Below are 13,694 nucleotides of genomic sequence, written 5' to 3' on the forward strand. Positions count from 1 at the left end.
GAGCCCCACCCGCGGCTCCGCACCCGAAGACCGCGTGCTCGCGGAACTGCGGACACCGTGCACGGTGCGTCTGCGCCCCGCCCGTCGGCCCCGCCCGACGGCAGCGGCCCGCCCGCGCAGGCGCGGCGCACGGGCCCCACAACCGAATGTCCGCAAAGGACGACCGAGGCTTCCGCGGCAACCGCCGTGTGCGCGGACCGCGGCGCTCGCACCCCACGGGCCCGCCGCGTTCCGCAGACTTCAGACTCCGGCCGGGAGGGACGGCTCCCGGCCGGTGGTTCAGGACCCGAGCGGGGTCCTGAACACGCTGCCGGGACGGTGTACGTACGCCGCAGTGGCTCCACGTACCCGTTCCGGCAGCGCCCCACCCCACCCGCGGTCCACCCCTCCCGCGATGTGCTCCCACCCCGAGCACCCGGGGTGCCGGCCCAACGACTCGCACCACCTCCCTGAAACCCTCGCACCGCTGGCGCGGCGCAGTTCAACGACAGGAGGTCCGCAGTGGCCGCAGAGCCCGGGATCCATCAGGACCGCACACCCGACCCGGACCGCACACCCGACCCGGCCGAGGCCGGTTCCGCAGGTTCCGCCGACGAGGAGGGCGGCGGCCGGCATCCGGTCGACGAGATCCTCTCGCCGTGGAAGATGATCACCAGCGGACTCCAGCACGTCGCCGCGATGTACGCCGGCGTCGTCGCGGTGCCCCTGGTCATCGGCGCGGCGGCGGGCCTGGACACCGGTGACACCACGCTGCTGATGGCGGCAAGCCTCTTCACCGCCGGCATCGCCACCTTGCTCCAGACGCTCGGCGTGTGGAAGATCGGCGCCCGGCTGCCGTTCGTCAACGGCGTCTCCTTCTGCGGCGTCGCCGCGATGACCGCGATCATCGCGGCCGAGGGCGGTGCGGCGGGACTGCCGGTGATCTTCGGCGCGGTCATCGTCGCGGGGCTGCTGGGCTTTCTCATCAGCCCGTTTTTCTGCCGTCTCGTGCGGTTCTTCCCACCCGTGGTCACCGGCAGCGTGATCGCGCTGATCGGTCTCTCGCTGCTGCCGGTGGCGCTCGGCTGGGTCACCGACGGCAGCGCCGAGGGCGAGGGCGCCTCGGGCAAGAGCGTCGCACTCGCCGCGATCACGCTCGCGGTGACGATCGGGCTCAACCGCTTCGGACGCGGCTTTGTGAAGTCCGTGTCCATCCTGCTCGGCCTGGTCGTCGGCACCCTGGTCGCGATACCCATGGGGATGACCGAGTTCACCGGTCTCGGCGACGCGGACCTGATCGGCTTCCCCACCCCGTTCCACTTCGGCGCACCGCAGTTCTCGCTGCCCGCGATCGTCTCCATGTGCATCGTGATGCTGGTGATCATGACCGAGTCCACCGCGGACGTGATCGCCCTCGGACGCATCGTCGGCCGGCCCGCGGACGAGAAGACGATCGCCGCCGGCCTCCGTGCCGACACCCTCGGCAGCGCGATCGCCCCGTTCTTCAACGGCTTCGCCGCCAGCGCCTTCGCCCAGAACATCGGGCTGGTCGCGATGACCAGGGTGCGCAGCCGCTTCGTGGTCGCGGTCGCCGGCGCGTTCATGGTCGTCCTCGGACTCTGCCCGCTCGCCGCCGCGCTGATCTCCGCCGTACCGCTGCCGGTCCTCGGCGGGGTCGGCATCGTGCTCTTCAGCACCATCGCGGTCAGCGGTGTTCAGACGCTCGCCCAGGCGGACCTCGGCAAGACCTCCAACAGCCTGATCGCGGCGGTGACCCTGGGCGTCGGCCTGGTCCCCGAGATGGCGCACGGCTTCTACTCGCAGTTCCCCGACGAACTGACGATCATCCTCGACTCCGGCATCAGCACCGGCTGCGTACTGGCCGTGCTGCTCAACCTGCTCTTCCACCACGTCGGCAGGCGCACCCAGGAGGAGGAAGCCCCCGAACCGGCTGTCGCCCACTGACAGTTGGGCGTCGGCCGGTTGGCCCGGCCCGGCCTGCATCGGCCCGGATCGCCGTTGGCGGTGATCCGGGCCCTTCGCCGTTGGCGGGTGATCCGGGCCCTTCGGCATTCCGGCGTGCGACGGGACGGGCCGCCGCGGGCGGGGTGCGCCCGTCCGGCCGGGCAGCGCTCGGTACGGACCCGGGAGTTCGAGTCGGGGTTCCGGCGAGCGCACGCGGTACGGGCCGGCGGCGCGCAGGGGCGGGCGGTGTGCGTACCGACCGGGCCGGTGAGGCAGGCGCTGGTCCGGCGGCGCCTCCGGCCGCCGGTGGCCGGGCCGGGCCGGTGCTCGGGGGGCGCGGCCCGGAGCCGGGCGGGGGCCGGACCGGGCCGGGCGGGGAGGCGGGCGGACGCGAACGAGCGGGTGCGGTACGGGAGTTCCGTACCGCACCCGCTCGTCGGTGGTGCGTCGACCGCGGAACGAACCGCGGTGCCTCGGTGGCTCAGTCGAGCAGCTCGTACGCGGGCAGCGTCAGGAACTCGACGTAGTCGGTGTTGAGCGAGACCTCCAACAGCAGGTCGTGCGCCTGCTGCCACTTGCCCGCGGCGAACGCCTCGTCGCCGATCTCCGCGCGGATCGCGGCCAGTTCCTCGGCGGCGATCTCGCGGACGACCGCGGCGGTCGCCTTGTCCCGGCCCTGCGGCGCGTCGTCGAAGACGACACCGGCGTCGACCCACTGCCAGATCTGCGAGCGGGAGATCTCGGCCGTCGCCGCGTCCTCCATCAGCCCGAAGATCGCGACCGCGCCCAGACCGCGCAGCCACGCCTCGATGTAGCGGGTGCCGACCTGGATGGCGGCGCGCAGGCCCTCGTAGGTGGGCTTGGCGTCCAGCGAGTCGATGGCGATCAGATCGGCGGCGCCGACCTGCACGTCCTCGCGCAGCCGCTCCTTCTGGTTGGGCTTGTCGCCGAGCACCTCGTCGAAGGACTTCTTGGCGACCGGCACCAGGTCCGGGTGGGCGACCCAGGAGCCGTCGAAGCCGTCGCCGGCCTCGCGGTCCTTGTCCGCCTTGACCTTGTCCAGCGCCTTGGCGTTGGCCTCGGGGTCGCGGCGGTTGGGGATGAACGCGGCCATGCCGCCGATGGCGTGCGCACCGCGCTTGTGGCAGGTGCGCACCAGCAGTTCGGTGTAGGCGCGCATGAACGGGGCCGTCATCGTCACGGCGTTGCGGTCCGGCAGGACGAACTTCTCGCCGCCGTCCCGGAAGTTCTTGACGATGGAGAAGAGGTAGTCCCAGCGGCCGGCGTTCAGGCCCGAGGCGTGGTCGCGCAGCTCGTAGAGGATCTCGTCCATCTCGTACGCCGCGGTGATCGTCTCGATCAGCACGGTGGCGCGCACGGTGCCCTGCGGAATCCCGAGGTAGTCCTGCGCGAAGACGAAGATCTCGTTCCACAGACGGGCCTCGAGGTAGGACTCCGTCTTCGGCAGATAGAAGTACGGGCCCTTGCCGAGGTCCAGCAGCAGCTGGGCGTTGCGGAAGAAGTAGAGGCCGAAGTCGACCAGGGCGCCCGGGACGGACTTGCCGTCCGCGTCGCGCAGGTGGCGCTCCTCCAGGTGCCAGCCGCGCGGGCGCATGACCACGGTGGCCAGCTCGTCCGCGGGGCGCAGGGCGTAGCTCTTGCCGCTCTTCTCGTCGGTGAAGTCGACCTGCCTGCGGTAGGCGTCGGTCATGTTGAGCTGGCCGCCGATGACGTTCTCCCAGGTGGGAGCGGATGCGTCCTCGAAGTCGGCGAGCCAGACCTTGGCGCCCGAGTTGAGGGCGTTGATGGTCATCTTCCGGTCGGTGGGACCGGTGATCTCCACCCGGCGGTCGTTCAGCGCGGCGGGGGCCTCGGCGACCTTCCAGTCACCGGCGCGCACCTCGGCGGTCTCGGGCAGGAAGTCGAGGGTGCTGGTCCTGGCGATCTCGGCACGGCGCTCGCCGCGGCGGGCGAGGAGCTCGTCGCGGCGCGGGGTGAACCGCTCGTGCAACGCGGCGACAAATGCCAGTGCCGCGTCGGTCAGCACCTCGTCCTGACGGGCGGGTGCCTGGCTCGGGTCGACATCGACGATGGCCAGCGGTGACGGCGCTGGTGCGGACATGGGCTGTCACTCCTTAGCGGGCGGTGCTGCCTGGTGCTGCCCTCGGGGCGCCACCAAGATCACAAGCGCGTGTACGGATGCCTGACACTGCGTGCCAGCAACCATCTGCAAATTGGAGAATAGTTTCCTTATCGCGGAATCTCAACGCTCTGTTGACATCGAGATCGTTGATGTCGAGATATTTTTTCGGCCAAGCCGACGGTGTGTCTCCGTGCGTGCACGGCCTGTCGCCGAATGTGCCCCGGGGTCGGCCGCGGTCGGCTGTTCAGTCGAGCCGGACGAGGTCCTCGGGGGTGTCGATGTCCGCCGGGTCGGCGACGTCCGCGCACTCGACGAGCGTGATCCTGCCGCTGTGTTCGCGGAGATAGCGACGGGCCCCCTGGTCTCCGGCCGCCGTCGCCGCCACGCCCTTCCAGTGCTCCGAGCCGATCAGTACCGGATGGTCGCGGCGCCCCTCGTAGGAGGCCATCACCAGCGAGGCCGGAGAGGTGAACGCGTGCAGCACCCGAGCCACCGCTTCAGGGCCGATGCCCGGCTGGTCGGTCAGTGCCACCAGCAGTCCGTCCGGCGGTGACTCGAGCGCCGCCGCCGCGCGCAGGCCCGCGCGCAGTGAACACCCCATGCCCTGCTGCCAGTCCGGATTGACCACCAGCGGGCAGCCGCCGAGGTCGGCTTTCTCCTGCACGGTGTCGGCCTGTGCGCCGAGCACCACCAGCACCGGACCGCATCCGCCCGCGCGCAGGGTGCGCACCGCGTGCTCGACCAGCGGGCGGCCCCGATGGGAGAGCAACGCCTTGGGTTGACCGCCAAGTCGCCGTCCGCCGCCTGCCGCGAGAAGCAGGCCGGCGATGCGTGCGGGGTACAAGGACTCAGCCATATGCCGAGCGTACGCCGAAGGCGACCCAGAGTGTTGTAGTGACCACTCGAGTCGGCGCGAAGTCCCCCTGAGGTGTGCGGTGTTGACCGTTTGCGACAGCTCCTTGGGCGCTCGTGTCCGGCTTCGTGGTCGCTGGCACACAGTGCCGGTGCGGGCGCGTGGGCAGGTGTTGCCGCGGGGCGGGGCGGCGTGCGGCGCCCGTTTGTCGGTCGGGTGCGGCGTGGGCGCGGTGCGGTGTTGACGCGGAGCGGTGTTGGTGCGGCGCGGTGTTGACGTCGCGCGGTGTTGGCGCGAGAGGGGTCGGGCGGCGACGGCGGGCAGGGTAGTCGGGGGTGCGCTCCTGGGTGTGCGGTGTTCGAAGGGGGTCCCTCCTGAGGGGGAGGCACATCGGGGTGCGCGGTGTGGTGCGGGTGGATGAGGGCGGCCGAAATCAGCCTTCTGCATGGACTGTTGCGCGGAGTGTGGCGTTTACTGTCACCTCCGCCGCCGGCAGTGAGCTGTCATGAGCGGAGTGTGACGATCCCCACAGGGAACACAGCAAGAGCACTTCTGCACAGAGCGGTTCGGCGCGCCCCACAGGGCGTGCCCGCGGTGTCGAACGGCGCCGCACGGTCCGGTGACACACACCACGGCGTCAGGGGCAAGGTGACTGGGTGGGGGACAACCGCCGTGGGCGGTGAGCCGACAGAGGAACTGGCGGCGCGGCGGTCGAGCGCCCCGCCGCCCGCGGAGTCGGCGACCGGAGCGCCGCCCACGCTCGCGGAGGCGGTCTCGGCTCTGCGACTGGCGCTGGCCGGGCACCAGGCGGATCTGCCGGACCGCGAAGCTGCGGAGGAGCAGCTCACCGCACTCGACGTGATGGCCGCGGCCGAGGTCCTGGACCCCGATCAACTGCGCCAGGCACTGCTGTTGGTGCTGGCGGCGCTGGGCTCGGTGAGTGCGCTCGCCGACCCGCTGGCCGAACTGCGCGACGTGATCGCCGGGTTCGTCGACTTCACGGACGCCTGCTGAAGGAGGCGGCGGCGGTATGCGCTGCCGCGTTGTGCGGGCGGGTACGGACCCGGGTGGCGCGCGCCGTGCCGTCTGCGGGACGGAGTCCGGTGCGCTCCGGCCGTCCGGTCTCCTCCCCGGGCAGGTGAACGCCCCTGCGCGCGACCGGTGTTGGCCCCGCGATACGCACCCGCCCGCCGCGCCCGGCGCCCGCTTCGTGGCTACGGGCCGGTGTGCGGAGATGCGCGGCGGCCGGACGCGGGGCCGGAGGCAGGGGTCGGACGCTGGGGCCGGTGCCTAGCCGGTGGGTGAGCCGTTGCTCGCCAGTGCCACGGACAGTTCGCGGGCGACGTCCTGGAGCAGTGGCACGATCTTCTCGGTGGCCGGGTCGGTCACGCGCCCGGCGGGTCCGGAGACCGAGATCGCCGCGGCGGTGGGGGAGTCGGGGATCGGCACCGCGATGCAGCGCACGCCGATCTCCTGCTCGTTGTCGTCCAGTGCGAAGCCGCGGTCGCGGGTGATCTCCAGTGCGCCGAGGAAGTCCTCGGGGGTGGTGAGGGTGCGGTCGGTGGCGGCCGGCATCCCGGTGCGGGCGAGCACGGCGCGCACCTCCTCGTCGGGCATGTGCGCCATCAGCGCCTTGCCGACGCCGGTCGAGTGCGGCAGCACGCGCCGCCCGACCTCGGTGAACATCCGCATCGAGTGCCGCGAGGGGACCTGTGCGACGTAGACGACCTCGTCGCCGTCCAGCAGTGCCATGTTGGCGGTCTCGCCGGTCTCCTCGACCAGCCTGGCCAGGTAGGGGCGTGCCCAGGTGCCCAGCAGGCGTGAGGAGCTCTCGCCGAGCCGGATGAGGCGCGGGCCCAGTGCGTAACGGCGGTTGGGCTGCTGGCGCACGTAGCCGCAGGCGACCAGGGTGCGCATCAGTCGGTGGATGGTGGGCAGCGGGAGGCCGCTGCTGCTGGAGAGCTCACTGAGGCCGACCTCGCCGCCGGCGTCCGCCATGCGCTCCAGGAGGTCGAATGCGCGCTCCAGGGACTGGACGCCGCCGCTCGCGGCGGGAGTGCTGGTGGTCTTGCGCTCGGACGGCGGCACGTGGCGCTTTCCCTTCGGTTCCGGTCGAGGCGGCTGCGCGCATCGTACCGGGCGGCCCGTACGGGCGGCCGGTGTGCCGCCTCGGGGTTCTCGCCGGTCAGCCCCGTGGTGTCCGTGTTCTCCGTGGTGGTCGGCCCATGGCCGGCGGAGTGGGACGGGGGCGGTACGGCAGGTCCTCCATTTTGCGGTACGGAACATCCATTTCGTTTGGTGAAAACCTACAAACTCCGGATTGTGGAAGTCGAGGAGCGAAGCCCACCCCTTGACGGAAGGCCCGTCGAAGGGGGATTCTTCAACAGAACGTTGAAATTCCGCACTGTGGAACTCGCCAGGGCTGCGGTGGCGCCCGTGCGGCCCGCCCCGTCAGCTGTACGTTCCCGACCGCCGTCGCACTGCCCGTGCAGCCGCCGGCACCCGGCGCGCCTGCCCGCCACGTTCGCCGCACGGATGTTCACGGTGTTTGCGATATTCGCCGTGCTCGCAGTGTTCGTCATGTTCACCGCGTTCGTCATGTTCACAGCGTTTCGCCCCAACGCACTTTGAGGAGGGTCGGGTTGTCCGCAGAGCCACCGCGGCACGCACAGTCCCCGCGAAACCCGCAGAAGTCCGCCGACCCCGGAGAGGCGGAACTGCTGTTCCGCTCCCGCCGGGTCGTCACCCCCGAGGGCGTCCGCCCGGCGGTCGTCGCCGTGCGGGAGGGACGCATCGACTCGGTCCTGCCGCACGACACCCCGCTCCCGGACGGTCCGCAGCTCGTGGACTGCGGCAAGGACGCCCTGCTGCCCGGTCTCGTCGACACCCACGTCCATGTCAACGATCCGGGCAGGACCGAGTGGGAGGGGTTCTGGACGGCCACCAGGGCAGCCGCCGCCGGTGGCATCACCACGCTGCTCGACATGCCCCTCAACAGCCTGCCGCCGACCACCACTTCGGAGCATCTGGACGTCAAACGCGCCGTGGCGGCCGACAAGGCCCATGTGGACACCGGGTTCTGGGGCGGCGCGATCCCCGGCAACGTCGGTGAGCTGCGCGGCCTGCACGAGGCCGGCGTGTTCGGCTTCAAGTGCTTCCTCTCGCCGTCCGGCGTGGAGGAGTTCCCCGAGCTGGACGCCGCACAACTGCGCGCGGCGCTGACCGAGATCGCGGGCTTCGACGGACTGCTGATCGTGCACGCCGAGGATCCGCACCATCTCGCCGAGGCGCCCCCGGCGAGCGGCGGCGCGTACGCCGGATTCCTCGCCTCCCGCCCCCGCGCCGCGGAGAACGAGGCCATCGCCCGACTCATCGACCTCGCCCGCGAGTTGGACGCCCGCGTCCACGTCCTGCACCTCTCCTCCTCGGACGCGCTGCCGATGCTGGCCGAGGCCCGCCGCGAGGGCGTGCGGATCACCGTCGAGACGTGCCCGCACTTCCTGACGCTCACCGCCGAGGAAGTCCCCGACGGGGCGACCGAGTTCAAGTGCTGCCCGCCCATCCGCGAGCGGGCCAACCAGGACGCCCTGTGGGCCGCGCTCGCCGACGGCACCGTCGACTGCGTCGTCTCCGACCACTCACCCTGCACGGCAGATCTGAAGACCGCCGACTTCGGTCAGGCATGGGGAGGGATCTCCTCCCTGCAGCTCGGTCTGCCCGTCGTCTGGACCGCGGCCCGCGCCCGCGGCCACGACCTGGCGGACGTCGTCCGCTGGATGTCCACCGCCCCCGCGGCGCTCGCCGGACTCACCGCCAAGGGGGCCATCGCCCCCGGTATGGACGCCGACTTCGCCGTACTCGCCCCGGAGGAGACGTTCACCGTCGACCCGGACCACCTCCACCACCGCAACCGCGTCACCGCCTACGCGGGCCGCACCCTGCACGGAGTCGTACGGTCCAGCTGGCTGCGCGGACAGCGGATCACCGACCACGGCCGCGCCATCGGGCGAAGCGGCCGACTCATCGAAAGGAACTCCGCATGACCGCGGCAAGCCCCGCACCCACCCGCTTCACCGGCGACGCCAACCCCTACGGAGGCGGTGACCCGTACGCGGACTACCGCAGCGAGGAGTTCGCCTTCGCCCACCACGTCGACCTCGCCGACCGCAGGCTCGGCGGCGGGGTGATCGCCGCCAACGACGAGTTCTTCGCCCAGCGGGAGAACCTGCTGCTGCCCGGTCGGGCCGTCTTCGACCCCAGCCTGTTCGGGCACAAGGGCAAGATCATGGACGGCTGGGAGACCCGCCGCAGGCGCGGCACCGGCGCCGAGACCCCGCACCCCGTCGACGAGGACCACGACTGGGCTCTGGTGCGCCTGGGCACGCCCGGCGTCATCCACGGCATCGTCGTCGACACGGCCCACTTCCGCGGCAACTACCCGCAGGCCGTTTCCGTCGAGGCGACCAGCGCCCCGCTCTCCGCCTCTCCCGAGGACCTGCTCGACGAGCGGGTGGAGTGGACAACTCTCGTACCCCGCACGGCAGTCGGCGGCCACGCGGCGAACGGTTTCGCGGTCGACGCGCCGCGGCGCTTCACCCACCTGCGGCTCAAGCAGCATCCGGACGGCGGCATCGCCCGGTTGCGGGTCCACGGCGAGGTCGTCCCCGACCCGGCCTGGCTCGCCGCGCTCGGCGCCTTCGACACCGTGGCGCTGGAGAACGGCGGCGCCGTCCTGGACGCCTCGGACCGCTTCTACTCCCCGGCCGACCACACCATCCAGCCGGGCCGGTCGCAGAAGATGGACGACGGTTGGGAGACCCGCCGCCGCCGCGACAAGGGCAACGACTGGATCCACTACGCGCTCACCGGGCAGAGCGACATCCGCGCGGTGGAGATCGACACCGCCTACCTCAAGGGCAACTCCGCAGGCTGGGCGGCGCTCGTCGGCCGGGACGGCGAGGACGGCCAGTGGCACGAACTGCTGCCGCGCACACGTCTCCAGCCGGACACCGTGCACCGCTTCGTCCTCTCGGACGTGCCCGCGGTGACGCAGATACGGATCGACATCTTCCCCGACGGCGGCATCTCCCGACTGCGGCTCTTCGGCTCGCTGACCGAGCAGGGCGCCGCGGCACTCGCCGCCCGCCACCGGGAACTCGGCGGCTGACCGACCCGCCCGAGCCGGGCGCCCCGTCGCGCCCGCCCGCACCGACACGACCGGCCCGCGCCCGACAGCGCGGGTCGGTCGCCCCCGTACCGCCGGACGCCGCGCTCGCACGTACCGCCGCCCGCGCCGCGCCCGTGAACGAAGCGCCCCCGCGCGCTCGCCCGTACGCCCGCCCGCCGCGCCCGCGAACCGACCGCCGCACGCCGCCCCTTCCGCGGCCGTGCGGCGGCGTCGCGGAAAGCCGCGAACGGTACCAACCGCGCGCTCCGTGCGGGGGTTTGGTGAAGGGGGCGGTCCCGGCCGCGCCCGCCCCCTTCACCCAGGTGTCACCCTCCCGGCACAGTGGCGGATACTTGTCCGGCCGGCCCCGCGGTGGAGTCCGCAGGTGAGGCGACACGATCAGTACGAGGGGCAGGAGCCAGTGGCCAGCGTGAAGACGTTTCGCAGTCGTGGGCCGGTGCGTTCGAGCGCATCAGGCCGGGCGTACGGAGAAGGAGCCGCGACCCGCACGGGGCGCGGCAGGGCCGCCGTACTCGCCGTGGGCGTGGTGCTCTCCCTCGCCCTGACCTCGTGCAGCAGCACCGGTGGCAAACGCGCCGAGGAGGAGCGGGCCAAGGGCGCGGGCGGCAAGGCCGCGGTGGACACGCCGCGCTGGAAGGTCGCCATGATCACTCACTCCGGCGACGGCGACACCTTCTGGGACATCGTGCAGAGCGGCGCCGAACAGGCGGCGGTCAAGGACAACATCGAGTTCCTCTACTCGCACGACAAGGAGGCCGGCAAACAGGCCCAGCTCGTGCAGGCCGCCATCGACCAGGACGTCGACGGCATCGTGGTCTCTCTCGCGAAGCCGGCCGCGATGAAGGCCGTGGTCGCCAAGGCGGTGAAGTCCGGAATCCCGGTCCTCACCATCAACTCCGGGCAGGACAAGTCCAAGAGCTTCGGCGCGCTCGCGCACATCGGCCAGGACGAGGTCACCGCGGGGGAGGCGGTCGGCGAGGAGCTGAACGAGCGCGACCGCAAGAAGGCGGTCTGCGTTCTGCACGAGCAGGGCAACGTCGGCCACGAGGAGCGTTGCGACGGCGTCCGCGAGAAGTTCGACGGCAAGATCGAGAACCTCTACGTCGAGGGCACCAACATGCCCTCGGTCGAGTCCTCGCTGGAGTCCAAGCTCCAGTCGGACCCCGACATCGACTCCGTGGTCACCCTCGGAGCGCCCTTCGCCGGGACCGCGGCCAAGGCGGCGGACCAGGCCGGCAGCGACGCGCAGATCAGCACCTTCGACCTCAACGAGAAGGTCGTCAGCGGGCTCCAGGACGAGTCGATCACCTTCGCCGTCGACCAGCAGCCCTACCTCCAGGGGTACCAGGCCGTCGACCTGCTCTGGCTCTACCTCTACAACTCCACGATGCTCGGCGGCGGCGAACCGGTGCTCACCGGTCCGCAGGTGCTGACCGGCGAGGACGCCGACGCGCTGGAGGAGTACACCGGCAGGGGCACCCGATGAGCCACCGCCCCGACGCCCCCGACAGCCCAGCCACGGGCACCGCCACCGGTTCCGCCGCCACCGCCGAGGAGGACCCGGCGGCCGGCGCCGAGCCGCCGCACGTACGCTCCCTGCCCCGGCGCCTGCTCAGCCGCCCGGAGCTGGGATCCCTGGTCGGCGCGGTCGCGGTCTTCGTCTTCTTCGCCGTGGCCGCGGACACCTTCCTCAAGGCGAGCAGCCTCTCGACGGTGCTCTACGCCTCCTCCACGATCGGCATCGTGGCGGTCGCCGTGGCGCTGCTGATGATCGGCGGCGAGTTCGACCTCTCGGCCGGTGTGCTGGTCACCACCTCGGCGCTGGTCTCGTCGATGTTCAGCTACCAGATGACCGCCAACGTGTGGGTCGGCATCGGCATGTCGCTGCTGGTCACGCTGGCCGTCGGCGTCTTCAACGGCTGGATGCTCACCCGCACCGGGCTGCCGAGCTTCATCATCACGCTCGGCACGTTCCTGATGCTGACCGGCCTCAACCTCGGCCTCACCAAGCTGATCTCGGGCACGGTCTCCACCAAGTCCATCGGCGACATGGAGGGCTTCCCGGAGGCCGAGAAGCTGTTCGCCTCCTCCTTCCAGATCGGCGGCTTCAACCTGCGGGTCACCGTGCTGTGGTGGCTCGGGCTGGTCGCGGTCGCCACCTGGGTCCTGCTGCGCACCCGCGCCGGCAACTGGATCTTCGCGGCCGGCGGCAACTCGGAGGCTGCCAGGGCGGTGGGCGTTCCGGTCAAGGCGACCAAGATCGGCCTGTACGCCGGTGTCGCCTTCTGCGCCTGGGTGCTCGGCCAGCACCTGCTCTTCAGCTACGACGTCGTCCAGTCCGGCGAAGGCGTCGGCAACGAGCTGATCTACATCGCCGCCGCCGTCATCGGCGGCTGTCTGCTCACCGGCGGCTACGGGTCCGCCGCCGGCGCCGCGATCGGCGCGCTGATCTTCGGCATCGCCAGCAAGGGCATCGTCTACGCCCAGTGGGACCCGGACTGGTTCAAGTTCTTCCTGGGCGCCATGCTGCTGCTGGCGGCGCTGCTCAACGCCTGGATTCGCAAGCGCGCGGAGGCCACCCGATGACCGACGAACAGCCCGAGAGCGCCCGCCCCGAGCAGGGCGCCCACCCGGCCGAGGACACCGGGACCAACGCGGGAGCCGCGGGGACCACCGCAGGAGCCGACGCGGAGGCCGACGCGGGGGCCGCGTCCGAGAGCGCCGCTCCCGCCGAGCAGCCGGCCGCCGACGCCCCGCTGCTCCGGCTGGAGAAGGTCACCAAGTCCTACGGCAACGTCGCCGCGCTCAGCGAGGTGTCGCTGGACGTGCACGCCGGCTCGGTCAGCTGCGTGCTGGGCGACAACGGCGCCGGCAAGTCCACCCTCATCAAGATCATCGCCGGACTCCACCCGCACGACTCCGGCACGTACACCATCGACGGCGAACCTGCCCGCCTCGGCTCGCCGCGCGAAGCCCTCGACCGCGGCATCGCCACGGTCTACCAGGACCTCGCCGTCGTGCCGCTGATGCCGGTCTGGCGGAACTTCTTCCTCGGCTCCGAACCCCGCGTCGGCCGCGGCCCGCTGCGCCGCCTGGACGTGGCCGAGATGCGCCGCACCACCCGCCGCGCACTGCTGCGCATGGGCATCGACCTGCGGGACGTGGACCAGCCGATCGGCACCCTCTCCGGCGGCGAGCGCCAGTGCGTCGCCATCGCCCGCGCCGTCCACTTCGGCGCCCGCGTCCTGGTGCTGGACGAGCCGACCGCGGCGCTCGGCGTCAAACAGTCCGGGGTCGTGCTCAAGTACGTCGCCGCCGCCCGGGACGAGGGCATCGGCGTCGTGCTGATCACCCACAACCCGCACCACGCCTACCTGGTCGGCGACCGTTTCGTACTGCTCAAGCGCGGCGAGATGGCCGGTTCGCACGCCAAGGAGTCGATCACCCTCGACCGGCTCACCCGGGAGATGGCCGGCGGCAGCGAACTGGACGAGCTCAGTCACGAGCTGGAACGGTCTCCGGCTCCGCCGCCCCCGGGCAGCGCCGCGTAAGGCACAATCGAGTCG

At 71.7% G+C, this 13,694-nt stretch carries 11 protein-coding genes; 8 read left to right on the plus strand and 3 right to left on the minus strand.

The genetic code is table 11. The annotated features are described in order from the left end of the window. The first annotated feature begins 501 nt into the window (after positions 1-501). Positions 502-1,944: a nucleobase:cation symporter-2 family protein gene (locus MTQ01_RS14320; RefSeq protein WP_374207740.1), complete on the plus strand. Its 1,443-nt coding sequence runs from the start codon at positions 502-504 to the stop codon at positions 1,942-1,944. Between the two features lie 481 nt (positions 1,945-2,425). On the opposite strand, the gene aceB is transcribed toward MTQ01_RS14320, so the two are convergent. After that, positions 2,426-4,066 (minus strand): malate synthase A, encoded by a 1,641-nt coding sequence (gene aceB / locus MTQ01_RS14325; protein WP_247490366.1) that lies wholly within the window; start codon positions 4,064-4,066, stop codon positions 2,426-2,428. Positions 4,067-4,331: 265 nt separating this feature from the next. Beyond that, positions 4,332-4,943, minus strand: a complete 612-nt coding sequence (locus MTQ01_RS14330; RefSeq protein ID WP_247490368.1) for an NTP transferase domain-containing protein — start codon at positions 4,941-4,943, stop codon at positions 4,332-4,334. 669 nt (positions 4,944-5,612) lie between these two features. Between MTQ01_RS14330 and MTQ01_RS14335 the strand changes: the two genes are divergently transcribed. Beyond that, positions 5,613-5,954 carry a DUF5955 family protein gene (locus tag MTQ01_RS14335; RefSeq protein ID WP_247490370.1) on the plus strand — a complete coding sequence of 114 codons (342 nt, stop codon included), beginning with the start codon at positions 5,613-5,615 and terminating at the stop codon, positions 5,952-5,954. Positions 5,955-6,230: 276 nt separating this feature from the next. Here the strand turns inward: MTQ01_RS14335 and MTQ01_RS14340 are convergent, their stop codons facing one another. Continuing rightward, a complete protein-coding gene (locus MTQ01_RS14340; protein WP_247490372.1) occupies positions 6,231-7,028 on the minus strand; it encodes an IclR family transcriptional regulator in 798 nt (265 codons plus the stop codon). A 210-nt stretch (positions 7,029-7,238) separates the two neighbouring features. On the opposite strand from MTQ01_RS14340, the gene MTQ01_RS14345 reads away from it, so the two are divergent. The 6 genes from MTQ01_RS14345 (at position 7,239) to MTQ01_RS14370 (ending at position 13,679) form a co-directional block, all read left to right on the plus strand. Continuing rightward, entirely contained in the window at positions 7,239-7,571 is a 333-nt protein-coding gene (locus MTQ01_RS14345; RefSeq protein ID WP_247490374.1) for a hypothetical protein, read from the plus strand. An 86-nt stretch (positions 7,572-7,657) separates the two neighbouring features. Further along, complete coding sequence (allB, locus tag MTQ01_RS14350) at positions 7,658-8,983, plus strand: allantoinase AllB (RefSeq protein ID WP_247490696.1); 1,326 nt, start codon at positions 7,658-7,660, stop codon at positions 8,981-8,983. Continuing rightward, complete coding sequence (alc, locus tag MTQ01_RS14355; RefSeq protein ID WP_247490376.1) at positions 8,980-10,107, plus strand: allantoicase; 1,128 nt, start codon at positions 8,980-8,982, stop codon at positions 10,105-10,107. Before allB ends, alc begins: the two co-directional genes overlap by 4 nt. A gap of 538 nt (positions 10,108-10,645) precedes the next feature. Further along, positions 10,646-11,614, plus strand: coding sequence for a substrate-binding domain-containing protein (locus tag MTQ01_RS14360; protein ID WP_247490697.1), 969 nt, complete (start codon positions 10,646-10,648; stop codon positions 11,612-11,614). After that, the gene (locus MTQ01_RS14365; RefSeq protein ID WP_247490377.1) at positions 11,611-12,714 is read left to right on the plus strand and encodes an ABC transporter permease; all 1,104 of its coding nucleotides are present in this window, start codon (positions 11,611-11,613) and stop codon (positions 12,712-12,714) included. The genes MTQ01_RS14360 and MTQ01_RS14365 overlap by 4 nt, the downstream gene beginning before the upstream one ends. After that, positions 12,711-13,679: an ATP-binding cassette domain-containing protein gene (locus MTQ01_RS14370; RefSeq protein ID WP_247490379.1), complete on the plus strand. Its 969-nt coding sequence runs from the start codon at positions 12,711-12,713 to the stop codon at positions 13,677-13,679. Before MTQ01_RS14365 ends, MTQ01_RS14370 begins: the two co-directional genes overlap by 4 nt. Positions 13,680-13,694: the final 15 nt, after the last annotated feature.

Source organism: Streptomyces sp. XM4193, assembly GCF_023072595.1.
Classification (GTDB): domain Bacteria; phylum Actinomycetota; class Actinomycetes; order Streptomycetales; family Streptomycetaceae; genus Streptomyces.